Genomic DNA, 22,688 nt, shown 5'->3' with positions numbered 1-22,688 from the left:
ACCTCTTTTGGAGGCAGCTGCGCTTAGTATTAGTTACTGTAGGTTATTGAGTTTTAGAATAACGAGAACTCAACCCTACGGTTTTGCTGGCGACCGGCAGCGGTTTTGTTGGTTGCTATAGGTTGGTTTGGTCCGTAACCTGTGGCTTCGATGGTTGAAGGGTTTGCACCTTGCGATACCAGGTATGCTTTAACGGCTTCGGCCCTGTTTTTTGATAAGGCTAAGTTTAGTGCCATTGAACCTGTATTATCGGTATGGCCGGCTAATTTAAGGCTAAAGTTTTTTTGCACTAACAGGCTTGCTACACGGTTTAAGGTTGCATAAGAGTGTTCTTTGATGGTTGCTTTACCTAAATCAAATTCCAAATCTTTAATGGCCTCACCTACTACTTTACGGTCGGCTTCGGTGATAATCACTTTTTCGCGAACAATCGGGGCCGGTATTTTGATAGGGCAACCTGCGCCATCAACTACAGTGTTAGCTGGTGTACCAGGGCATTTATCGTATTTGTTAGCTACGCCATCGGCATCATCATCGGCCATATCTTTAGCCAATTGTTGAGCATCGCGGGCATATTGAGCCTCATCGTCCATTCTTTTTTGGTCGGCAATAGCTAAACGGTTGCGTAAAGCGGCGCTTTCGGCAGCACTTTCTTCGCGTAAAGCTGCAATGGCACTAAAGTTTTGTAATTGCGGGCTTTTCTTTTTACCCAGGGCAATTTCGATACCTGCGTGGGCATATGAAAAACGATCGTTTAAAGAGCCTACAACGCCATCAAAATCGCGAGCTTTAACAAATGATACGGTGTAACCTAAGTCGATGTTGATTAAGCGAGACACGCCTAATTTAAAACCTGCACCTATGGGTACAAACCAATTTTGGTGGTAGTTGGTATTGGACCCGGCCGGTGTACCTACTACGTTAGCACTCGACGACATGTAACCAGCACCTGCGGTTAAATATGGCGACAAGAAATTACGTTTTTGGTTAAAGCTTAAATTTGCAAGGGTAAAGTTTGCAACCACATCTCCCGACCAATCGATACGTGATTTGAAGCTGCTGTTATCCTGTGCTACAGATGGCGATACCAGCGTGTTTGACCTAAAGCCTTTAACGGTACCGGCCAAAAAGTCGGCCTGGATACCAAAGCCCGGAAGGATTTGTTTTTTTACGTAACCACCGTAACCCCATGTTTCTTGAGGCGTTTTAAAATCGCCATTATTATCGCCGTTAAACGGTGTGTAGTGTGTAAGCATACCGCCGTTTAGGCCTATTGACCAGGTGCGGAAAGTACGTTTTTGAAAATGTGAAGTAGAATCGGCATCACTGCTTTGTGCAAACGCTCCAGCTGACAAGCCCACTAAGAAAAGTGGAAGCAGTGTTTTGGTAGATTTTAAGTTCATTGTTGTAAAATAATATTTAGTCATGTTGGGCATATGCTCAACGCAACACAATAACCAATAACCAGGCCCAAGGTATTAACCGGAGAAAAAATGCGGCATTTATTTGATTTTTTGGGTGTAAAACATAACATTGTTTTTTACACTACCAAAAAAAACAATGTGTTTTTTTTGGTACACTTTTGTTTGGCGAAGAAGAATTTTTAAGTTGAAAGAAAATACCATTGCCGCAATATTGGCGGGATGCCCCTGTAGCACGGCAAGCATATTGTTTTATTGACTAGCTGAGAACGGAAAGCAAAAAACCTACTTCCGGTTTTTGCGGAAGTAGGTTTGGATAGAAAGGGCGAGCTATGGGCTTATTGTATTTGCCCGTTTTTTTTGCTCCCGTAAATTGTGCTTTTATCAATCTTCGCCACTTGCATAAATTTCTGTGTCGTAAAGGCCACGCGCAGCAAGGCGGTCTAATACATACCTTTTGGCGGCACTTTCGCTACTGTAGCCTAAGGCTGCTTCAAAATGCCAGTAGTGCCCGTACTGATCTTTCCCTCTGCCTATTGCGTAAAAGCCCTTTCTATTGCTATAAGTGTATATAAACTGCTGGCCGGTTGCCCTAGAGCCAACTTTTTGATCGACAACGGATTTTACTTCGCTCAGTGCTTTTTCTTTAGCGTCGTCTAAACTGCTGGCGGTTGCAAACGCATAGTGCTCATCGCCGCCGTATAGGGGCTTAAATAACGCAACGGCTGATTGTGCGCTTACGCTTAACCGGGTGATAAATAAAACGGAAAGGATTAAAATTGCTTTTTTCATGTTTTTGTTTTTGGTGTGAATGATTTGTTGTTTATGGATGATTTTGTTGTGGAAATAGCTATTTTATTATTTTAATTTATTTGCCGCCAAACAAATTAAAGGCACGGCCAATGGTAACGGTTACAAAGCTTTGCTTATCGTTATTGTTAATGCGATATGATGGTGTACCAGAAACAGGGTATTCTGGAAAATACATGGCCGATATATCAACAAAGTATCTGAAGCCTAAGCCTACTCCCCATATATTGTTATTGGTTGATTTAATATCTGGCTTTTCTATCGCGTATTTTAGCTTTACAAAGCTTTCGCCCTCATCGGTATCAAACGATATTTTTAAACCTCCTGTAAAGCGGTTGAAAGTATAGCCACTAAAACTTGTTGATGTAATATCTGTTGTGCCGGAACCATAACTTGTTGAAATATCGCTAACGTAATTTACGTTGCGGTATCCACCCATATATTCTCCGTATAACTTTAAGGCCGGCAAGCCAAATGCCAGCGAAGCACCATAACCATAATCGTAATATTCGTCGGTTTCGTTAATTGAGCCAAGTGAGCTTGTAAATAAACCTGTATTTGAGTAAGTACCCGAGCCCAGTAATTGCAGGTCGATAAAATCATTGTTAAGAATATGGAATTCGAGATCTAACTTTGCGCCAACGTACCCGAAAGATGTTGATGAATTGGAGTAAGATGAGGTTTTATATTGAGGGTCGCTGTAAGTTTGAACCACATCTGAATAAATGGGCACCGACTGCGCAGGCAAACTAAGCACCACATTTAGGCCAATGGATTTGAAATCTGTACTGCCACTTGAGCCCATTGTAAATAATGACGTAGTAAATTTACTGAGGCCATCACTTTGTTTTTTTTCCTTATATTTTTGAGGGTTTTCTTTTCTCAGTTCGGCATCCTCGGCGGCAGGAGCCTGGTCAAGGGCAATGTTGGCTCTGCGAACGCAGTCTTCAATATCGTACATAGCGCTCTTTATTTTTTCAATCATATAATCGCTGATGTAGTTCTGTTCCCAGTTATCAAACAGTTGGTTGTAAAGGTTGTCGTATGTTTTTTGCCTTTCGGCCAACAGGTTAGTTATTTTCCAATACTGACTTGATGACTCTGAGCTTTTATATTGGTGAAGTTTGAGTAAAAGCGAATCGGCAACATGATAATCCATTTGTTCACGTTCGGATATTTTACGGAAAGCCAGGTGGTTTTTGTCCTGCGCGGATACGCTGATGTACAGAAATACAGAAATGATGGTTATTAAACAGTGTTTTAATTGCATAGGATAGTGTTTTTTTAAGTTATTATGGTGCCAGCCATTGGGGAATGATGTTGATTAATATTCTACGCCCCTATCTGCATTTTGCTGGGCTACATAGTTTAATACGGTCATGATTTTTTCGCGTATTCCCGGTTTTTCATTATAGTCGAGATATAAAAACAGGGTATCCTCGTTAGTGTCCTGGCCTTTTTCGGTTTTAACAACCGAACCTTTAGAGAAAGTAAGCTTTAGTGGCGTAGCAACATCGCAGGTAGTGCAGTCGCCGCATTCGCTAACTAACACAAGCTTGTTAATGTCGGCTACGTATTTGGTTTGCCATCTTATGGTATTACTCCCGGTTGAAACTCCGGATTCCAATTGCACAATGCGGTTTTGATCGTCCTTTTTATAAATTACGTAGTTTATACTTTCGTTATAACGAACCCCGTTGTTTGCGAAATAGCAGGAGAACAGCAGGGTGCTTATACCCGCAGTTTTGTACCTAAGCCAGGTAATTGGAGCTTCGCCATTTAAAATTGTAACTGCATCGCTCTGGGCTTTTAGTGTACTAAACGATAGTGCTGCAATAACCGTTAAAAGAATTTTTTTCATATTGAATTATTTATACACTAAAGTTGCTGCGAATACCTTTTAGGGACAATACCCATTTATAGGTAATTTTTTGGCGCCGGCAACATGGCCTGTTATATAACTTACCGTGCTTATTATTAAATATTTATGATGTAAATATCCGGTAAGTGGCGCCTTAGATATACGGTAAAAAGCACCTTTTAAGCGGGGTGTTTTTACCCTGTGACGGCATTGCTTTTTACATCATTTTTGAGTAATTTCAGTCCCGGTGTAACTTTTATTATAATATGAAATTTGAACTGTTTAGTGAGGAGACTAATAAGCTGTGGTTGCGGATGTCGGCCAAGTCATCGGCTGATAATTTGCAGATCGAGTTGGAGCTTTACCGAAAGCTGCTGAACTTTTTCCAGGTTGGCGATTATTACTATTTTATATTTAATGTTAAAAACCTTGAGTTTGATTTGGTTAGTTCGCAGTTTGAAACCATGTTGGGTTACCAACATGCAACTGTTACTGTAATGCTGTTTATGGATTGCATTCACCCTGACGACAGGCCCTGGTTTTTGGCTTTTGAGAATAAAACAGCCGAGTTTTTATCGGCATTACCGGTTGACAAATTAATGAAGTATAAGATACGGTATGATTTTAGGTTTAGAAAGAGCGACAGCACTTATATACGGGTGCTGCACCAGGTGGCCGTTGTACAGCACGATGCTGATGGCGGCATATTGCGCACCCTGGGCGTGCATACCGATATTACACATTTAAAGCCTACAGGCAGGCCGGTAATGTCGTACATTGGTATGGATGGCGAGCCATCGTACCTTAATATTGATGTGAAAAATACTTTTGCTAAAAGCACCGAAAAGCTAACCGCCCGCGAAAAGGATGTATTACGGTTATTGATAGAAGGCAAACTAAGTAAAGAGGTTAGCGAAATTTTGAACATCAGCAAGCAAACGGTTGATACGCACCGCAAAAACATGATGCGTAAAAATGGCCTGAGCAATACGGGAGAACTGATAGGGAAAGCTATTAATATGGGTTGGTTGTAGGGATGTCGGATTTCGGATGTTTGATTTCGGATTTTTGGATGGCGTGGACCACAAGTTACGCTATCGCTAATTTGCGGGAGCGGGCAGTTTTGCATGGCGTAGACCGCAAGTTACGCTATCGCTAAACTTGCGGGAGCGGCGCGGGCTTAATAGAATTGGTGCAATTTGTTGCATCAAACCAAATACCTACAAGCCCCTAAACTCAAAACCTTTTTTGCTCCAGTATTTCATGGCTCGCGGTAATACGTATTCTAAGCGGGGGAAGGCTTTGAGGCTGTCGTGAAAAACGACGATGGAGCCGTTGGTGGCGTTTTTTAGGGTATGATGCAGGCAGGTTTCGGGTTTAAGGTTTTTGTCGAAATCGCCGCTTAGTACGTCCCACATAATAAACTTAATGTCGTTATTGCGTAGCTGTTTGAGGCTGCTTATTTGTTTGCGTTTAATGCGGCCGTATGGTGGCCTAAACCAGGGTGTTTGCAGCAGTTGGTCGCATTTTGCAAAGTTTTCGGTGTATAAATCGGTGCGGGTTGCCCAGCCGCGTAAATGGTTAAAGGTATGGTTGCCAATGGTGTGGCCGTGGGCCTTTACCTGTTCAAAAATATCGTTATTTTTAACTACGTTATCGCCAATGCAAAAAAAGGTAGCTTTGGCATTATATTGTTTTAAAGTTTTTAATACAAATGGTGTAACAATAGGTATGGGTCCGTCGTCAAAGGTTAGATAAATGCATAGCTCGTCCCGGTTAAGGTTCCATATGAGGCCCGGATACAGCTTTTTTAATAATAAAGGGGTTTTAACGAGGTACATGGTAACAAAGTAAAGTAAAATGTATCTAAATATTAATATAATATAAAATCGGGCATAGGTATATTACACATGAACATGAATTTAAACATACAACTTAACAGCAACAAGGTTTTTTTAACCATTGTTTTGGGCCTGTTGCTGTTAAGCAGCGCTTTTAAAGCAGGCGCGCAGGAAGTTATTACCTTGCAAACAGCCATTGACCGCACGCTTGAAAGAAACCTAACCATTAAACAGGCGCAGTTAAACGAAGCCATTGATGTTGAAAATTATAAACAAGCCAAATATAACCGCTTGCCAAACCTGAGTGCTAACCCGCAGGGATCGTTTAATTACGGGCGGAGCGTAGATCCGTCGACCAACCAGTTTGTTAACCAAACTATATTTGGGCTTAACGGTACCATAACATCGCAGGTTTTGCTTTCGCAGGGAGGTTTGCTTAAAAACCAGATATTAGCCAACAAACTACAGTTGGATGTTGATAAAAGTAATACCGCCAAGGTAAAAAACGATTTGGTGCTTAACGTGGTTACCACATACCTATCGGTTTTAAGCAACCAGGATTTGCTGAAGGCGGCCATACAACAGGTGGAGCTGAGCAAGCAAACTTTAGATAAGGTACAAAAAACGTTTGATGTAGGTAACGTAACGCTGGCCGATTTGTCGCAATCGAAGGCGCAGGTTTCTACCGCGGATTTAAACCAGACTACCGCACAAAACCAGTTGGATATTTCGATACTGGCTCTTAAACAATACATGGAGATGGACCCTAATACGCCCATTACTATTGAGAAGCCGGATGTGAGCAAATTAACCGATGTAAAATGGCAATACGATGCACAATCGGTATTTAGTGCTGCGGTTGGCAATAACCCCGATGTAAAGCTGGCCGAAGTGCAAAAACAATTGGCTTACCAAAACATAGCGGTACAAAAAAGTTATTACTACCCAACTTTGTCACTTTTTGGCCAGTTGGGTTCAAATTATTCGAGCGGACGGACGCAGGTTACCGGGACACGCAATACCGGTATTTTTGATACTATTGGCATTGTTAACAACACCAATAACCGTGTTATTACACCACGCTACCAAACTTTAACCAAGCCTTATTTGTTTGGCGACCAGATAAGCGATAACCTTAACGAAGCTGTAGGGTTAAGCTTAAACATACCTATATTTACTAAGTTTGCTACACGCACATCGGTACGTAAAGCAAAAATTAACTACCAGATAGCGGATGTTACGGCCCAGTTGGCTAAAAACACGCTGAATAAAACCATTAGCCAGGCGGTGCTTGATGTGAAGGCGGCTGATAAAAAATATCTGTCGGCACAGCAAACTTATCAATCAAACAAGGATGCTTACAATGTTGTGCAGCAACGGTACACGGTTGGTTTGGTTAACTCGCTTGATTATAATACATCGTTAACTACGCTCAATAAATCGGAGTTTGATATGATACAGGCTAAATACGAACTGGTGTTTCGCAGTAAAATAATCGACTATTATCTTGGTAACCCTATAACACTTTAAAAATCAAACCACAAAATAATCCATCAATCATCATGGGAAAAACTTTAAAATATATACTGATAACAACCGGCCTTTTAATAGTAGTGCTTATTGTTTTAAGAGCTACGGGCGTTATTGGCAAACCGGCTAAAACACAGGTTGCCACCGAAAAAGCCGATAAGCGCAGCGTTATAGAAACGGTTTCGGCCAGCGGAAAGATTAAACCTACTATAGAGGTTAAAATAAGCTCCGAAGTATCGGGCGAAATTGTTGAGCTGCCTATTAAAGAAGGCGATGTTGTTAAAAAGGGCCAGTTGCTTTGCCGCGTTCGCCCGGATATTTTAAAATCGGGTTATGAGCGTGCCGTGGCATCATACAATACCCAAAAAGCAAGCGTGGGTAATGCCAGCCAAATGCTTAATCAGGCGCAAGCCAATTTTTTAAACTCGGAAGCTAAATATAAACGGAGTAAGGAGTTGTATACTAAAAAGGTGCTTTCGGCATCGGAGTTTGATGCGGCTACGGCGGATTACCAATCGTCTAAAGCAGCTTTAGAGGCCGCACGCCAAAACCAGATAGGCTCAAACTTTGGTTTGGCACAATCGTCGGCATCGGTTAAAGAAGCTCAGGATAACCTGGCTAAAACCAGCATCTATTCGCCGGTTGATGGTGTGGTATCAAAGCTATCGGTAGAAAAAGGCGAGCGTGTGTTAGGTACCGTACAAAATATTGGTACCGAAATTATGACCATTAGCGATTTGAGCGCACTTGACGTAAACGTGGATGTGAATGAAAATGATATTAACCGCGTAAACCTTGGCGACTCGGCAGTTATTGAAGTTGATGCCTTTTTAGGTAAAAAGTTTAGCGGTGTGGTTAGGGAGATAGGCAGTTCGGCAAATGTGGTGGGCACCAATGCCGACCAGGTTACCAACTTTACGGTTAAGGTGCGCGTTATGGCCGAATCGTATGCCCGTTTGGTTGCTAAGGATGCTAAAAACCCATCTCCGTTTAAACCCGGCCTTTCGGCTACGGTTGATATTCAAACCAACCGCACAACGGCATTATCGGTACCCATACAATCGGTTACTACACGTGGTGGTAAAACGGATGACAGCGGTGATAACGGACCGAAAAAAGATGACAGCAAAGCCAAAACAAAGGTTAACGATGCCGTTAAAGAGTACGTTTTTGTTTACTCGGCAGGTAAAGTTAAACAGGTTGAGGTTACTACAGGTATACAAAACGATACGTATATCCAAATCCTTTCGGGATTAAAAGGTGGCGAGGAAGTGGTATCGGGCCCGTATTCGGCTATCTCAAAAACACTAAACGATAAAATGGAAGTTGAAAAAGTTGATAAGAGTAAACTGTTTGCGCCGGATAACAGTAAGAAATAAATAATATCTGCCGAATAATTACTTATTTTGTCCTGCTAAAGAGTTAAGCAATTTCCCTCTTTAGCAGGACAAATTATTTCATGGATATTCAAGGCAAAAAACGAATTGTTGTAGTTGGGGGCGGAAGTTGGGCCACGGCAAATATTAAAATGCTAACCGACAATACGGTAGAGAAGGAAATATACTGGTGGATGCGCAACACCGAAGCGGTTGAGCATATACAACAATATAAGCATAACCCTAACTATTTGAGTTCGGTAGAAATTAAAGTGCCGGCGCAAAATATATCAACCAACCTTAAACAATTGATTGCCGGGGGCGATTTTATATTGCTTAACGTACCCGCCGCCTTTTTAAAAGATGCCCTTAAAGATATTACGGTTGATGATTTGAAAGGTAAAAAAATCATTTCGGCCATTAAAGGCATTGTGCCCGATGAAAACCAGATTATTGGCGAATTTTTGCATCAGCATTACCAAATACCCTTCGAAAATTTTTTGGTAATAAGCGGCCCCTGCCATGCCGAGGAAGTGGCGCTTGAAAAATTATCGTACCTCACCATTGCATCGCGCGATACGCAACTGGCTGCCTGCTTTGCCGGTATGCTGCAAACCCGCTACATTAAAACCAACATATCTGACGATATTTACGGTACCGAATATGCCGCCGTGTTAAAAAATATTTATGCCGTTGCCAGTGGTATATGCCACGGTGTTGGCTATGGCGATAACTTCCAGGCGGTGCTGATATCAAACGCGATTAGGGAGATTATGCATTTTGTAAATGCGGTACACCCAATAAGCCGTGATATTAAAGAATCGGCCTACCTTGGCGATTTGCTGGTTACCGCCTACTCGCAGTTTAGCCGCAACCGCACGTTTGGTAATATGATAGGGAAAGGGTACACGGTAAAATCGGCCCAGTTGGAGATGAATATGGTTGCCGAAGGCTATTATGCAGTAAATTGCCTACACCAGGTTAATAAGCAATATAAGGTAAATATGCCCATTTGTAATGCCGTATACGCTATTTTGTACAAAAAGCGTTCGCCTGTGCTGGAAATGCAACATTTGGCCGAACAATTGACTTAGCATTGGCAGAACATACTACTACCCTCATGAAAACTTACATGCTTTTTACCGTACACGCAGTTTTTGCTGTTATTTTAACCATGGCCTCCTGCTCGCATTCAAAAACGGCAAAGCTAAAAGGCGAATGGCGCTCAAAAAATAACCAAACTACTTTAAAGATAACCGACAAGCAATTTACGATGAATACCGATTCGCCGGTGCCCGAAGATTACTTTGTTAAAAACGATACGATATTTACATCTTTTGAGGGTAACCTCCCCTACACTAAGTTTATAATTAAACAGGCCGACGAGCATAACCTCAAATTAATGTTTCCGGATTCGGCAATGGTTGAGTTTGTGAAGTAAAGGAGCCCCCTCTAAAAGCCCCCTCTAAATCTCCCCCGGTTGGGGAGACTTTGATTTAGGCGGTTCTGCCGGGCGGTACTATCAATTATGTGATAGCGGTATTGGTTGGCCGCTTGGCTACTTTTGTATTTTTAATAATTAAAATATGGAAAGTAACATAACCGACGACGCGTTAACACTACAGCAGCAACGTTTTTGCGATGAATATTTGGTGACCTTTAACGCTTTTAGGTCGGCCATGCTGGCCGGCTACAGCGAGAACACGGCGCGTAAGGGCGAATTGCTGCATTTGCCTAAGGTGCAGGATTATTTAAAAGCGGCCATGGACAAAACCAAACAACGGCTGCAAATTACCCACGACATGGTTTTGCGCGAACTGGCTAAAATTGCTTTTGCCAACATGGGTAATTTTTATGATGACCAGGGTGTTTTGAAACCGATGTACGAACTATCTGACGATGATAAGGCTGCTATTAGTCAGTACCAAATTTTAGATGCTGTTGACGATTACGGCTACCAGGTTGGCAAACTGAGCAAAATAAAGCTGCACAACAAACTATCGGCCCTGGATAAAATTGCGAGGCACTTGAATTTTTATGGTGTTAAGGGTTCGGAAGACAGAGGGCGGAAGGCTGAGGACGGAAGTTTGAAGGTTGAGGACGGAAATTTGAGAGTTGAGGACGGAGGACAGATGGCTGAGGGCGGAAGTTTGAAGGTTGAGGGCGGGAGTCTGATGGCTGAGGGCGGAAGTTTGAAGGTTGGTGTTTTGAGTGAGAAGTTTGAGGATGGCGATGGGGATTTTGAGGTTGACAATGGGGAAGTTGGGAGTGTGAATAAAGAAGCAGAATTGGGAAGCGTTAAATTTGAAATTTTGACTGAAAAATCCGGTGCCTTAAATGAGAGGGTTCCGTATCTGGATGACATTCCGAAAGATATTTGTGAAAACAGGTTGTTTAATAAACCTATTTTAATACCAGGCATACCGCACGAAACACCAAATATGCCTGAAGATTTGAACGGGAAGCTGACAAAAATCGTAACGTTATCTCCCCGGGTAATTTTGGAGGATAGCGTGATTGAATATTAAAAATAAACACCAATTTAATTCTTACTTTATCCCCCCCAATTAATTTTGAATGAATGAATGATTGATTGATTGAGTGATTGAGTGAATGAGTGAGTGAATGAATGAATGAATGAATGAATGAATGATTGAATGATTGATTGGGAGATGGCTGTTAACGAGCAATTTTTATGCAGATTTTATATCACCTATTAGTCTAACTGCCGTAAATCGGGCCTACCGCGGCAAGCGCCCATGTTCATATCTCTGAACTTGATTTTACCTGCCGGGCGTGGCGGAAAGCCATTGGGCGTAAAGTGACTGATGGTTTGGAGATCTCTTGGTTTGGTTAACGCAGGCGACCCAAAAAGGTGGCCAATAAAAATTTTGACCATAAAAACTACAGCGGTTAAACTGATAACTACCACAATTTTAAACATCCGGTTTTTAAAGTAACGGTTTTGCATAGGTAACTGCTATTAAGTTAGTGGTGCTAAGTATGGAGTTGAAAAGTTAGCTTATACTTTTTTTACTCATAACTTAAACCCTTGGGCTAAAAAGATTATCCGTTATTACATCATTAAAATGACACTCATTTTAATGATCACTAAATTACCCATACGCCATTGCAAAACATATCCGTGGAAACACGTATTTTAAATGTTTAAACATTTAATTTTTTAAGGGGTGGTTTTTTAATAAAGAGGCGGCTGCTACGGGCATTATTAAGCTTGCCTGAGATGCTCTGTGCGCAAGGAAGCTGGCAGCGTGGACGCTGCGAACTGTTTGTGTTCAGGCGAGGACGCCTGAACGGGCGGGGGCTTGCCTGAGATCCTTTATGCGCAAGGGAAGCCGGCAGCGCGGACGCTGCAAACTGTTTTTGTTCAGGCGAGGACGCCTGAACGGGCGGGGGGCGGCTCGCACTGGAGATGGGGTTATATTAAGCTTGCTTGAGATGCCTCTGTGCGAGAGGAAAGCTGGCAGCGTGGACGCTGCAAACTGCTTGTGTTCAGGCTTGGAAGCCTGAACGGGAGGTGGTACGCAAGGGAATGTGGCAGCGTGGACGCTGCGAGCTGTTTGTGTTCAGGCAAGGACACCTTAACGGCGGTAGGTAGACGCCTGAATGGTGGGCGCAGTAGGTTCCAAATCCGAAATCGGACTTCCGAAATCCAAAATCAGAATACCTCTTATTTAGAATATATCCAAATAAAACTTCGCGCCATTTACTGTATCAATTCCCTGCTAATTTTTGTAAATTCGCCCCAAACCTTAAAAAGCGTTGTAAAATGCTGCTTTTTAATTACTTTTCACCCATAAAAAGATCTATAATATGGCTTTTGATTTAGATATGATCAAGAAGGTTTACAGTAACCTCGGCAGCCGTGTCGAAGCAGCCCGTAAGGCAACTGGCAAACCATTAACTTTAACCGAGAAAATTTTATACACCCACCTTACCGAAGGTGCTGCCCAGCATGCTTACAGCCGTGGTGTTGATTATGTAGACTTTGCACCAGACCGTGTTGCGATGCAGGATGCTACCGCACAAATGGCCCTACTCCAATTTATGCAGGCAGGCCGCCCGCAGGTTGCCGTACCTTCAACCGTGCATTGCGACCACTTGATACAGGCAAAAATTGGTGCTGATATAGATTTAACTACTGCTAAAGACCAAAATAAAGAGGTTTACGATTTCCTTGCCTCCGTATCTGATAAATATGGTATCGGTTTCTGGAAACCAGGAGCAGGTATTATCCACCAGGTTGTTTTAGAAAACTATGCATTCCCGGGCGGTATGATGATCGGTACCGATTCGCACACGCCTAACGCAGGTGGTTTGGGTATGGTTGCCATTGGTGTTGGCGGTGCCGATGCCTGCGACGTGATGGCCGGCTTACCCTGGGAACTTAAATTCCCTAAACTGATAGGTGTTAAATTAACCGGTAAAATGAGCGGCTGGACATCAGCTAAAGATATTATTCTTCGTGTTGCTGGTATCCTTACCGTAAAAGGTGGTACCGGTGCTATTGTTGAATATTTTGGCGATGGTGCACAATCATTATCGGCAACCGGGAAAGGTACTATTTGTAACATGGGTGCCGAAATTGGTGCAACTACCTCTATCTTCGGTTACGATCCTAAATCGGAAGCTTATTTACGCGGTACCGAGCGCGGCGATATTGCCGACCTGGCCAACGCCGTTGCCGAACACTTAACCGGCGATGCCGAAGTTTATGCAAACCCTGAGTTATACTTCGATCAGGTTATCGAAATCGATCTGAATACTTTAGAGCCACACGTTAACGGTCCGTTTACCCCGGATTTGGCTTGGCCTATTTCTAAATTTGCACAAGCAGTTAAAGAAAACGGCTGGCCTACTAAGTTAGAAGTTGGCTTGATAGGTTCGTGTACCAACTCATCTTACGAGGATATTACCCGCGCGGCTTCTATCGCCAGCCAGGCTGTAAGTAAAAACATCAAAACCGCTGCCGAATTTACCATTACTCCGGGTTCGGAACTGGTACGTTATACCGTTGAGCGCGATGGTTACTTAAAAACCTTTGAAAGCATGGGCGGTGTTGTATTGGCTAACGCTTGCGGTCCTTGTATTGGCCAGTGGGCCCGTCATACCGACGACCCTACCCGTAAAAACTCCATCATCACTTCTTTCAACCGTAACTTTGCCAAACGTCAGGATGGTAACCCAAATACACACGCTTTTGTAGCCTCTCCGGAGATTGTAACTGCGTTTGTTATAGCAGGCGATTTAACCTTTAACCCGCTAACCGACAGCCTAACCAACAGCGCTGGCGAACTGGTTAAGTTTGACGAGCCACAAGGTATTGAATTACCGGTTAAAGGCTTTGCTGTAGAAGATGCAGGCTACCAGGCACCAGCCGAAGACGGAAGCAAAGTTGAGGTTAAGGTTGACCCTAAATCAACCCGCTTGCAACTGCTTGATCCGTTTACTGCCTGGGAAGGTACCGATATTACTGGTTTAAAGCTTTTAATTAAAGCCAAAGGTAAATGTACCACCGACCATATCTCGATGGCTGGACCGTGGTTAAAATTCCGTGGTCACCTGGATAACATATCAAACAATATGTTGATTGGTGCCATTAACTACTTTAATGATAAAGCTGATACCGTTAAAAACGAATTAACTGGCGAATACGGCCCTGTACCTGCCACACAACGTGCTTACAAAGCTGCTAGTATTGGCTCGATAGTGGTTGGCGACGAGAACTATGGCGAGGGCTCATCACGCGAGCATGCTGCTATGGAACCACGCCACTTAGGTGTACGCGCCATACTGGTAAAATCGTTTGCCCGTATCCACGAAACCAACTTGAAAAAACAAGGTATGCTTGGCTTAACCTTCGCCAACAGTGCCGATTACGATAAGATTTTGGAAGACGACACTTTTGATATTATTGGCTTAACCACTTTTGCACCGGGCAAACCGCTGCAAATAGTTATACACCATAAAGGCGGCCTAACCGATACCATTGATGTTAACCACACCTACAACGCTCAACAAATTGAGTGGTTTAAAGCAGGTGGCGCGTTGAACATCATCCGTGCGCAAATGGCGTCTTAATTAGCTGCAAGCTTTAGGCTACAAGTTTTGATATAAAGGCTTCCGGTGTTCCGGGAGCCTTTTGTTGTTTGCCTAACGGCGTAATCATCTGTAAACCTTTATAGCAGCAATTATAGTAACCACAATCATTGCTGCTATAATTGCTATTGTAAACACCTTGTTTAATTTTACTGTTGGGATTATCATGACTTTGAGTATTTATTAACCAAAGCTCATTAATAAAATGCGGGGAGAAAATGATTTTACTCACGCAATAACCTGATCTGTAAGATTATTTATTGCGAAATATTTTACTTTTTGTTTGCTTTTTTGATTATTGCTTACTAATTTTATTAGTAATAAATCAACCAAAAATGGAATCACTTTCACCAAATTTCTTTGTTAACAACATCACCGAAACTATTGAATTTTACAAGTTGTTAGGCTTTAACACCATCATGACAGTACCCGAAGAAGGTGTGGATTATATTTGGGCAATGATGAGCAATGGCAATGTAAACCTGATGTTCCAAACGTTTGAAAGCCTGGGTAATGAGCTGCCCGAGGTAACACGTACAGATGGCGGCTCGTTATTGCTTTACATCAAGCTAAAAGGCATTCGGGACTTTTTTGAAACTATAAAGGACAAGGTGACCATTTTAAAAGGCCTGGAAAAAACCTTTTACGGTGCTACCGAATTTTCGATAAAGGATATTAACGGCTACGTGCTAACCTTTGCGGAGGATGAGTAAAAACTTTAGCTACTTAGCCTTAGCTGCCGCGAGTTTAGCGACAGCGTAACTCGTGGTAGCCTATGCGAAGTTTCTAACTTCGCAAACCAAAGCATTCACTTCATTATTCAACATTTGATATTCGGTGTTCGACATTCAAAAAGATTACTGCCCTTTCGTCATCACGTACATATAAACAATTACGCCCACAACCATAATGGCCAGTACAATTAGCCCGGTAACACCCTTTTTTTTATCCTGGCGCATTAACCATATTAAAAAAGCAACAAGTGGCAATACAAAAATGGCCCAAAATATTAACGAAGCAGCTGGCATAATTTTATAACTTAGTACGTAGCCACAAAGATACGCACAATGAACGAACTGGAAAATTACATACATCATTACTTTAGCATTGGTATTGAAGATTGTAAACTTATTGCCGCGTTGTTTAAAACTGAAACCTTAAACAAAGGCGATTTTTACTTAAAGAGCAATAAATACTGCGATAAATTAAGCTTTATTACCGATGGCTTATTGCGCATATACGTTAACCTGCCCAATAAAGAAGTTACCCAATGGATAGGCACCAGCGGGTATTTTATTACCGATCTTTCGGGCTTTCTGTTCCGGGAACCTTCGCGCTGGAACATACAGGCCTTAACGGATTGTAAACTGTTTACCATAAGCCACGCCGACTACATTGGCATTGGCAAACTGTTACCAAAGTGGCACGAGCTGGAAAAACTATTTATAGGTAAATGTTTTGTAACCATCGAAAACCGGGTGTTTGACCACCTATCCCTCTCCGCCGAAGAGCGTTACGAAAAATTGTTTGAACAAAACCGCCAACTGCTAAACCAGGTTCCGTTGCAATACATTGCTTCGATGCTGGGCATGACGCCGGAGACATTCAGCCGCATCCGCCGCAAAACACTTTCTTGATTTTTATCAAGCACAAACGCAGTTTTTGCCCTCATCTTTGTTATATAAAAACAAAACATCATGAGCAACGCAAATAAACCAACTGCAAACCAAGGCTATATGCAAAACCTTATCCGTGCCGAAGAGGTGGCAATAACAGGCATAGCCGTCTATTTTTTAACAAAATATAACCTGGGTTTATCTATCTGGATATGGATTCCATTATTTTTAAGTCCGGATATTTCAATGTTAGGCTATATCCGTGGCGAAAAAACGGGTGCCTTTTGGTATAACTTATTCCATCACCGTGGCGTTGCTTTAGTAGTTGCCGCCTTGGGGTACTACCTGCATAACGATATATGTACCACCATAGGCATATTGCTATTTGCCCATGCCTCGTTTGACAGGATAATGGATTATGGACTTAAATTTCCCGACAGTTTTAAACATACACACCTGGGCTGGAAAAAAGAAAAGCAACCCGTGGCTGCCATTTAACTAAAGGGCATTCGCGCTAAAGGCGCAACGTTTTGCCCCACAAAATCGTTGTTCAAATATTTGTGGTAGCCGGCAATAGCAATCATAGCGGCATTATCGGTACAGTATTGAAAAGCAGGTATAAAGCAGTTCCAACCCATTTGCTGCCCCATATCGGTTAAACCCTGGCGCAACCCGGTATTGGCCGATACGCCACCGGCCAGTGCAACATCCTTAATACCGTAAAGCAAGGCAGCCTTTTTAAGTTTGTTGAGCAGTATGGTAACAATACGTTTTTCTACCGATGCACAAATGTCGTTCATCCGGTTTTGTAAAAAGTCTGGGTCGGCAGCAACGTTGTCGCGAATAAAATAGAGTATGGATGTTTTCAATCCGCTAAAGCTGAAATTAAGATCGGGGATATTAGGCTCCGGAAATTTAAAGGCGTCGGGGTTGCCTAAACGCGCATGTTTATCAATCAACGGCCCGCCAGGATAAGGCAATCCTAATATCTTACTGGTTTTATCCATAGCCTCTCCGGCGGCATCATCGGTAGTTTGGCCAACTATTTCCATGTCGAAATAGCTTTTCACCAAAACTATTTGCGTATGCCCGCCCGAAACCGTTAAACACAAAAACGGAAACCGGGGCTTAGGCTCGTCAATAAAATGTGCCAGTACGTGCGCCTGCATATGATTAACCTCTATTAAAGGTAAATTTTGAGCCAGCGCAAATGCCTTGGCAAATGATACGCCAACCAAAAGCGAACCTAAAAGTCCGGGTCCGCGCGTAAAAGCTACCGCATCAATATCATTTTTGCTTACTTTTGCGTTAACTAATGCCTGCTGTACTGCCGGAATAATATTTTGCTGATGCACGCGTGAAGCCAGTTCGGGCACAACGCCGCCATAAGCCGCATGAATGGTTTGATTTGCAATAACATTGCTTAACATCACACCATCAACACAAATTGCAGCCGAGGTATCATCGCACGAAGATTCTATTCCTAAAATAACAGGCACAATAAAAAATTTAATTCCGCAAAGTTATTAAAAAACTACTCAAAATAACGCTCTGGATAGTATTGGTACTTATTGTTATGATAAGTACGCTTATACTGGCTTTGCAGTTTAAACCGGTACAAACCTGGGCGGCAAAAAAGGCAACCGCATACCTCTCTAAAGAGTTAGGTACCACGGTATCCATCAAAAGCCTGTACATTAAGCCATTTTCGTCGGTTGTGTTAGAAGATCTGATCGTACTCGATCAGCAGAAAGACACCTTGCTAAGTACCCCCAACCTCACCGTTCAACTGGCTAACTTTCATATTTTTACAAGCATCAAAAAAAAGGTTATCGATTTTAATTTGATACAGTTAGATAACGGCTCCTTTTATCTCAAAAAGCTAAAAGATAGCTCAACCAATCTGTCGTTCATCATTAATCATTTTAAATCAAAAGATACCATTAAAACCAAGGGCCAACCCTGGACAATCACCTTCGAAAAGCTGGCCCTCAATAACTTCCACTTCCGTTACAAAAACTATTTAAGTAACGAGGTAAGCGGCGCGCAGGTTAATTTTAACGATGTTGATGTAAAAAACTTCACCACGGTTTTAACCGGAATTGACTTAAAGAACCACCTTTTTAAAGCCGATATTCACGATTTATCGTTGAACGAGAAAAGCGGCCTGCACGTTAAACACTTTGTTGCCAACGCTACTATTGATACCAACCAAATTTTACTCAAACAACTGTTTATCCAAACCAACCACTCAAACGTAAAAAACTATTTCCGCATGAAGTTTGAGCACTTTGGTGATTTTGACGATTTTGAGAACCGGGTTAACATGGATGCCGATTTTAAGGATTCGCAAATATCATCTCTGGATGTGAGCTACTTTACCAATAGCCTAACCCACGTATTTTTTGATTTGGGCGTAAATGGCCGCATAAAGGGCCTGGTTAACAACTTAAAAGCTAAAGATTTAACCGTTACTGCCGGCCAGGCCACTTACATTAAAGGCGATTTTAACCTTAAAGGCCTGCCGCATTGGGATAAAACCTTTTTAGAACTTAAGTTTGACCAAATTGCCACCAACAAAAAAGATATCGATTTACTTTACAGCCGTTTCACGGGGCAAAAAAACAGGCATGTACCGGCAGTTATTGCCAAATTTGGCAACATCAATTTCAAAGGGCAGTTTACCGGTTTTCAGAATGACTTTATTGCCTATGGCGAATTTAAAACCAAACTGGGCAGGTTTACTTCGGATATAAACTTAAAGCTTGATAAGGCTAATGTGCCAAGCTACAGCGGCAAAATTAAAACTTACGATTTTAACCTGGCCCAACTGCTGGATCAGGATATTTTGGGCCGCACTACCCTATCGGCCAACGTTAAGGGCCGGGGCACCGATATTAAACAGTTAACCGAGCAACTGGATGCCAAAATAACCTATTTTGATTTTAAAGGCTACCGCTACAACAACCTTGCCGTGAACGGCACCTTTGTGAATAAAAAGTTTGACGGTAAGGTTTTAGTAAACGACCATAATATTAACCTCAATTTTGCCGGCGATGTAAACCTTAACGGTACTTTGCCACAATTTAACTTTACTGCCGATATAAAAGGTGCTAAGTTAAAAGAGCTTAAACTTTACCCGGATACTGCTGATATTGATGTAAAAATAACCAGCAATTTTACCGGCAGCAACATTAATAATATTGACGGTAGTATTTTGCTGCGCGAATTAAAATTGCAAAAAGGGAGCCAAAAGGCACAGGTAGATTCTATTTATTTTGCGGCAAGGGGCCTGCAAAATGCCAGGGTGTTAACCCTAAAATCCGACATAGCGGAAGGTACCTTAAAAGGCGATTATGATTTAGGCACCCTGCCATCGTACTTTAAAACCATCGCAAAAAAATATATCCCATCGTTAAAAACGGAGATAGTTACGCCCAAACCTCAAAATTTTGAATTTAGGCTCAAGGTTAAAAACCTTGATGCCGTAAGCTTGATGTTTGTACCACACCTCAAACTAACCGATACGGCCAATTTTTTTGGCAAGTTTAATTCGGTTGATAAAACGGCCATACTTACCGGGGGCGTAAAGAGTTTTAAATTTAACAAAATGGTGTTTCACGATTTAATTATTGACGAAAGCACCAGCGACGATATGCTCGACCTCAACTTAGCGCTCAGTAAAGTTGATATTACAGATAGCCTTTTTATTAAAGACATTAACATATCAAACTTTTTAAAGCGCGATAGCCTTAACTTCAACATCAAACTATCCGATAAAAACTCAACCAACCAGTTGGATTTGTATGGCCTGGTGCAGTTTGCTAAAGATACTACGGCAAGTTTAAAGTTACTCCCGTCGGACATTATATTGGAGCGCAAGGTTTGGAAACTGCAAGACCAGGTTAACATTAATTTTTTTAACGGTGGCCGAACGCAGATTAATGGTTTAGGCATATCAAACGGTTTGCAAAAGGTTACCATAGATGGTTTTATATCGCCCAACGCAGCAGATATTTTAAATATCAACTTCAACACCTTTAACATGAGTACGCTTAACCAGTTAAGCAAATCATTCGGCATCAGGCTCAAAGGCACCCTTAACGGCGATATTAAACTGTCGTCGTTAACCAATAAACCAGGGTTTGAGTCAAACCTAAATATTGATACCCTATCCTTCAACAAAACCCTAATAGGCGACATCAAATTTGCAACAAAGCTTGATAGCCAAAACGACCTGCTCGACACCAAATTCAACATCATCAACCGCGGCCTGGAAACCCTGAATGCCAGTGGCCAGTACCATTTGGCTGCAGCCGATAACAGCCTTGATTTTAACCTCAAGATGAACCAAACCGAGGCCATTATTTTAGATCCATTTGTAAAAGATCTGGTGTCTGATTTAAAAGGTACCATATCATCAGATATTAAACTCACCGGTACCCTATCAAAACCACAACTAAACGGCAGCCTTACTTTTGTAAATACAGGCGTAACGGTAAATTACCTAAAAACCCCTTATGTTATTAATGACAAGGTAACTGTAGAAAACAGTGTAGTTAATATTAACGATTTGGTGCTGCGCGATAGCCGCGGAGGCAAGGGAACCGCCAACGGTACTGTTGATTTAACCGATATATCAAACCCCGAACTGGATGTAAGCCTGGATGCCGAAAACCTGCTTGCCTTAAATACCACTTTTAAAGATAACCGCCTGTACTACGGTATTGCTTACGGCACCGGCAATTTTAGCTTTGTTGGCCCTATTGATAATATGCAGATAGATATTAAGGCCAAAACCGAAGCAGGTACAATATTTAACATCCCGCTTAACACATCAAGCAAGGCCGCCGATTACGATTTTATACAATTTGTAAGCTCAAAAGATACTAGCAAATATATAAAGCACGAAAATGCATTTAAAGGTGTTACCCTAAACTTCGACCTATCGGCAGACGAGAAAACAACTGTTAAAATTTATACCGACTATGGCTTGCTTACCGGCAGCGGAACCGCTAATAACTTGCAGCTTAAAATTAATAGCCTGGGCGATTTTGATATGTTTGGCGATTTTGTAATATCAACAGGTAAGTTTGAGTTCACCGCTAAAGATTTTATTACCAAAAACTTTACCGTTAACCAGGGCGGCACCATCCGTTGGACGGGCAACCCGGCCAACGCCCTTATTGATTTACAGGCCATATACGAGGTGCGTACCAACATTGCATCGCTTTACCAGGCTGCAGGCCTTCAATCGCCAAAAGAGAACCAGCAGGAGCTTGTACAGGCCGAATTGAAGCTAACCAAAACGCTTGCACAGCCGCAGTTTGATTTCGACTTTAACTTCCCTACCGATCCATCAATTAAAGATGAACTGGGCACTTACTTAAACGACCCCACAAACCGTACCCAACAAGCCCTGAGCTTAATTGTGCGCCGTACTTTTTCGTCGGGTGCAAGCGGTAACAATTTAACCAGCCAGGTTGGGCAAACGGCACAATCGGCCCTCAGCGAATTTGCTTTTAATAAGCTCAATAGTTTTATTGCACAATCAAACATCAAATACTTTGATGTTAACATCCGCTCCACTACCGATTACAGTGCCTCGCTTCACTTTTTTAACGATCGCCTTTTAATTAATGGCAGTTTGTACGATGCCCAGGGCAGTAACGAATTATTTGGCAACCAAAATGTTAACTCAAACTTTAACAACTTTACCAAAGATTTTGGCGTGCAATACCTCATTAAAAAAGACGGAAGCCTTTTAGGCACATACTCATACCGCGTATTAAACAGCACTACGTTAAACACCATTAACCAGCAATTGGCTGTACAATATGTTAATGGCCTGGGCTTAGTTTACCGACGGGATTTTGACACTTTTGGCGAATTTTTTAGAAGCATATTTCGCAAAAAAGCCTCTCCCACAAAGAAAGAGGCTCCTAATAAATTACCAACAAGCGACCCGGCCGCTATAGACCAAAAAAACGACGATTAATGGTTTGAAGGCTTGAGCCGGAAGTCTTGAGTCGGGAGTCTTGAGAAATTAAGAAACCCTGTGCCTTGAATTGGGTTATTGGCTACAAATCTATTCAATAGCCAAAACCAAACCG

The 22,688-nt window shown here is 42.2% G+C and carries 20 protein-coding genes; 11 read left to right on the top strand and 9 right to left on the bottom strand.

The window, feature by feature from the left end:
* Positions 1 to 53 precede the first annotated feature (53 nt).
* The 4 genes from BDD43_RS11550 to BDD43_RS11535 form a co-directional block, all read right to left on the bottom strand.
* The gene (locus tag BDD43_RS11550; RefSeq protein WP_121197815.1) at positions 54 to 1,403 is read right to left on the bottom strand and encodes an OmpA family protein; all 1,350 of its coding nucleotides are present in this window, start codon (positions 1,401 to 1,403) and stop codon (positions 54 to 56) included.
* Positions 1,404 to 1,805: 402 nt separating this feature from the next.
* Entirely contained in the window at positions 1,806 to 2,213 is a 408-nt protein-coding gene (locus BDD43_RS11545; RefSeq protein ID WP_121197814.1) for a hypothetical protein, read from the bottom strand.
* Positions 2,214 to 2,289: 76 nt separating this feature from the next.
* Positions 2,290 to 3,501 carry a hypothetical protein gene (locus BDD43_RS11540; RefSeq protein WP_121197813.1) on the bottom strand — a complete coding sequence of 404 codons (1,212 nt, stop codon included), beginning with the start codon at positions 3,499 to 3,501 and terminating at the stop codon, positions 2,290 to 2,292.
* Between the two features lie 54 nt (positions 3,502 to 3,555).
* Positions 3,556 to 4,092 carry a hypothetical protein gene (locus BDD43_RS11535; RefSeq protein ID WP_121197812.1) on the bottom strand — a complete coding sequence of 179 codons (537 nt, stop codon included), beginning with the start codon at positions 4,090 to 4,092 and terminating at the stop codon, positions 3,556 to 3,558.
* Between the two features lie 266 nt (positions 4,093 to 4,358).
* Here BDD43_RS11535 and BDD43_RS11530 point away from each other — a divergent pair, with 266 nt between their 5' ends.
* The gene (locus tag BDD43_RS11530; protein ID WP_121197811.1) at positions 4,359 to 5,126 is read left to right on the top strand and encodes a LuxR C-terminal-related transcriptional regulator; all 768 of its coding nucleotides are present in this window, start codon (positions 4,359 to 4,361) and stop codon (positions 5,124 to 5,126) included.
* 186 nt (positions 5,127 to 5,312) lie between these two features.
* Here BDD43_RS11530 and BDD43_RS11525 read toward each other — a convergent pair whose 3' ends face one another.
* On the bottom strand, positions 5,313 to 5,933 hold the full coding sequence (locus tag BDD43_RS11525; protein WP_121197810.1) for a polysaccharide deacetylase family protein: 621 nt from the start codon (positions 5,931 to 5,933) through the stop codon (positions 5,313 to 5,315).
* 69 nt (positions 5,934 to 6,002) lie between these two features.
* Here BDD43_RS11525 and BDD43_RS11520 point away from each other — a divergent pair, with 69 nt between their 5' ends.
* The 5 genes from BDD43_RS11520 (at position 6,003) to BDD43_RS11500 (ending at position 11,367) form a co-directional block, all read left to right on the top strand.
* Positions 6,003 to 7,463, top strand: a complete 1,461-nt coding sequence (locus BDD43_RS11520) for a TolC family protein (protein WP_121197809.1) — start codon at positions 6,003 to 6,005, stop codon at positions 7,461 to 7,463.
* Positions 7,464 to 7,495: 32 nt separating this feature from the next.
* Entirely contained in the window at positions 7,496 to 8,842 is a 1,347-nt protein-coding gene (locus BDD43_RS11515; protein ID WP_121197808.1) for an efflux RND transporter periplasmic adaptor subunit, read from the top strand.
* Between the two features lie 80 nt (positions 8,843 to 8,922).
* Positions 8,923 to 9,933 (top strand): NAD(P)H-dependent glycerol-3-phosphate dehydrogenase, encoded by a 1,011-nt coding sequence (locus BDD43_RS11510; protein WP_121197807.1) that lies wholly within the window; start codon positions 8,923 to 8,925, stop codon positions 9,931 to 9,933.
* Between the two features lie 26 nt (positions 9,934 to 9,959).
* Entirely contained in the window at positions 9,960 to 10,280 is a 321-nt protein-coding gene (locus BDD43_RS11505; RefSeq protein WP_121197806.1) for a hypothetical protein, read from the top strand.
* Between the two features lie 145 nt (positions 10,281 to 10,425).
* On the top strand, positions 10,426 to 11,367 hold the full coding sequence (locus tag BDD43_RS11500) for a terminase small subunit (protein ID WP_121197805.1): 942 nt from the start codon (positions 10,426 to 10,428) through the stop codon (positions 11,365 to 11,367).
* Positions 11,368 to 11,555: 188 nt separating this feature from the next.
* Here BDD43_RS11500 and BDD43_RS11495 read toward each other — a convergent pair whose 3' ends face one another.
* Positions 11,556 to 11,810 (bottom strand): hypothetical protein, encoded by a 255-nt coding sequence (locus BDD43_RS11495; RefSeq protein ID WP_121197804.1) that lies wholly within the window; start codon positions 11,808 to 11,810, stop codon positions 11,556 to 11,558.
* A gap of 863 nt (positions 11,811 to 12,673) precedes the next feature.
* Here BDD43_RS11495 and BDD43_RS11490 point away from each other — a divergent pair.
* On the top strand, positions 12,674 to 14,941 hold the full coding sequence (locus BDD43_RS11490) for an aconitate hydratase (RefSeq protein WP_121197803.1): 2,268 nt from the start codon (positions 12,674 to 12,676) through the stop codon (positions 14,939 to 14,941).
* Between the two features lie 13 nt (positions 14,942 to 14,954).
* Here the strand turns inward: BDD43_RS11490 and BDD43_RS11485 are convergent, their stop codons facing one another.
* Entirely contained in the window at positions 14,955 to 15,191 is a 237-nt protein-coding gene (locus BDD43_RS11485; protein ID WP_121197802.1) for a hypothetical protein, read from the bottom strand.
* A gap of 103 nt (positions 15,192 to 15,294) precedes the next feature.
* On the opposite strand from BDD43_RS11485, the gene BDD43_RS11480 reads away from it, so the two are divergent.
* Complete coding sequence (locus BDD43_RS11480) at positions 15,295 to 15,672, top strand: VOC family protein (RefSeq protein WP_121197801.1); 378 nt, start codon at positions 15,295 to 15,297, stop codon at positions 15,670 to 15,672.
* 144 nt (positions 15,673 to 15,816) lie between these two features.
* Here BDD43_RS11480 and BDD43_RS30030 read toward each other — a convergent pair whose 3' ends face one another.
* On the bottom strand, positions 15,817 to 15,987 hold the full coding sequence (locus BDD43_RS30030; RefSeq protein WP_162847050.1) for a hypothetical protein: 171 nt from the start codon (positions 15,985 to 15,987) through the stop codon (positions 15,817 to 15,819).
* 39 nt (positions 15,988 to 16,026) lie between these two features.
* Between BDD43_RS30030 and BDD43_RS11475 the strand changes: the two genes are divergently transcribed.
* Together BDD43_RS11475 and BDD43_RS11470 are read left to right on the top strand one after the other, a co-directional pair.
* Positions 16,027 to 16,596 (top strand): Crp/Fnr family transcriptional regulator, encoded by a 570-nt coding sequence (locus BDD43_RS11475; RefSeq protein WP_121197800.1) that lies wholly within the window; start codon positions 16,027 to 16,029, stop codon positions 16,594 to 16,596.
* Positions 16,597 to 16,656: 60 nt separating this feature from the next.
* A complete protein-coding gene (locus tag BDD43_RS11470) occupies positions 16,657 to 17,073 on the top strand; it encodes a DUF4260 domain-containing protein (protein WP_211339671.1) in 417 nt (138 codons plus the stop codon).
* On the opposite strand, the gene tsaD is transcribed toward BDD43_RS11470, so the two are convergent.
* Positions 17,070 to 18,074: a tRNA (adenosine(37)-N6)-threonylcarbamoyltransferase complex transferase subunit TsaD gene (gene tsaD / locus BDD43_RS11465; protein WP_121197799.1), complete on the bottom strand. Its 1,005-nt coding sequence runs from the start codon at positions 18,072 to 18,074 to the stop codon at positions 17,070 to 17,072. The two genes, BDD43_RS11470 and tsaD, sit on opposite strands and share 4 nt — an antisense overlap.
* 77 nt (positions 18,075 to 18,151) lie before the next feature.
* Here tsaD and BDD43_RS11460 point away from each other — a divergent pair, with 77 nt between their 5' ends.
* On the top strand, positions 18,152 to 22,573 hold the full coding sequence (locus BDD43_RS11460) for a translocation/assembly module TamB domain-containing protein (RefSeq protein ID WP_121197798.1): 4,422 nt from the start codon (positions 18,152 to 18,154) through the stop codon (positions 22,571 to 22,573).
* Positions 22,574 to 22,688: the final 115 nt, after the last annotated feature.

The organism is Mucilaginibacter gracilis (assembly GCF_003633615.1).
Lineage (GTDB): Bacteria > Bacteroidota > Bacteroidia > Sphingobacteriales > Sphingobacteriaceae > Mucilaginibacter > Mucilaginibacter gracilis.
The sequence above is the reverse complement of the archived record's forward strand: the minus strand, read 5'-3'. Positions and strand labels throughout refer to the sequence as shown.

What these genes read in the sequence shown, in the direction of transcription:
- BDD43_RS11505 (WP_121197806.1), top strand. Translation starts at nt 9,960, where the DNA reads ATGAAAACTTACATGCTTTTTACCGTACACGCAGTTTTTGCTGTTATT.
- BDD43_RS11470 (WP_211339671.1), top strand. Translation starts at nt 16,657, where the DNA reads ATGAGCAACGCAAATAAACCAACTGCAAACCAAGGCTATATGCAAAAC.
- BDD43_RS11545 (WP_121197814.1), bottom strand. Translation starts at nt 2,213, where the DNA reads ATGAAAAAAGCAATTTTAATCCTTTCCGTTTTATTTATCACCCGGTTA.
- BDD43_RS11480 (WP_121197801.1), top strand. Translation starts at nt 15,295, where the DNA reads ATGGAATCACTTTCACCAAATTTCTTTGTTAACAACATCACCGAAACT.
- BDD43_RS11495 (WP_121197804.1), bottom strand. Translation starts at nt 11,810, where the DNA reads ATGCAAAACCGTTACTTTAAAAACCGGATGTTTAAAATTGTGGTAGTT.
- BDD43_RS11490 (WP_121197803.1), top strand. Translation starts at nt 12,674, where the DNA reads ATGGCTTTTGATTTAGATATGATCAAGAAGGTTTACAGTAACCTCGGC.
- BDD43_RS11460 (WP_121197798.1), top strand. Translation starts at nt 18,152, where the DNA reads ATGATAAGTACGCTTATACTGGCTTTGCAGTTTAAACCGGTACAAACC.
- BDD43_RS11540 (WP_121197813.1), bottom strand. Translation starts at nt 3,501, where the DNA reads ATGCAATTAAAACACTGTTTAATAACCATCATTTCTGTATTTCTGTAC.
- BDD43_RS11550 (WP_121197815.1), bottom strand. Translation starts at nt 1,403, where the DNA reads ATGAACTTAAAATCTACCAAAACACTGCTTCCACTTTTCTTAGTGGGC.
- BDD43_RS11535 (WP_121197812.1), bottom strand. Translation starts at nt 4,092, where the DNA reads ATGAAAAAAATTCTTTTAACGGTTATTGCAGCACTATCGTTTAGTACA.
- BDD43_RS11520 (WP_121197809.1), top strand. Translation starts at nt 6,003, where the DNA reads ATGAACATGAATTTAAACATACAACTTAACAGCAACAAGGTTTTTTTA.
- BDD43_RS11510 (WP_121197807.1), top strand. Translation starts at nt 8,923, where the DNA reads ATGGATATTCAAGGCAAAAAACGAATTGTTGTAGTTGGGGGCGGAAGT.
- BDD43_RS11500 (WP_121197805.1), top strand. Translation starts at nt 10,426, where the DNA reads ATGGAAAGTAACATAACCGACGACGCGTTAACACTACAGCAGCAACGT.
- BDD43_RS30030 (WP_162847050.1), bottom strand. Translation starts at nt 15,987, where the DNA reads ATGCCAGCTGCTTCGTTAATATTTTGGGCCATTTTTGTATTGCCACTT.
- BDD43_RS11475 (WP_121197800.1), top strand. Translation starts at nt 16,027, where the DNA reads ATGAACGAACTGGAAAATTACATACATCATTACTTTAGCATTGGTATT.
- BDD43_RS11515 (WP_121197808.1), top strand. Translation starts at nt 7,496, where the DNA reads ATGGGAAAAACTTTAAAATATATACTGATAACAACCGGCCTTTTAATA.
- BDD43_RS11530 (WP_121197811.1), top strand. Translation starts at nt 4,359, where the DNA reads ATGAAATTTGAACTGTTTAGTGAGGAGACTAATAAGCTGTGGTTGCGG.
- BDD43_RS11525 (WP_121197810.1), bottom strand. Translation starts at nt 5,933, where the DNA reads ATGTACCTCGTTAAAACCCCTTTATTATTAAAAAAGCTGTATCCGGGC.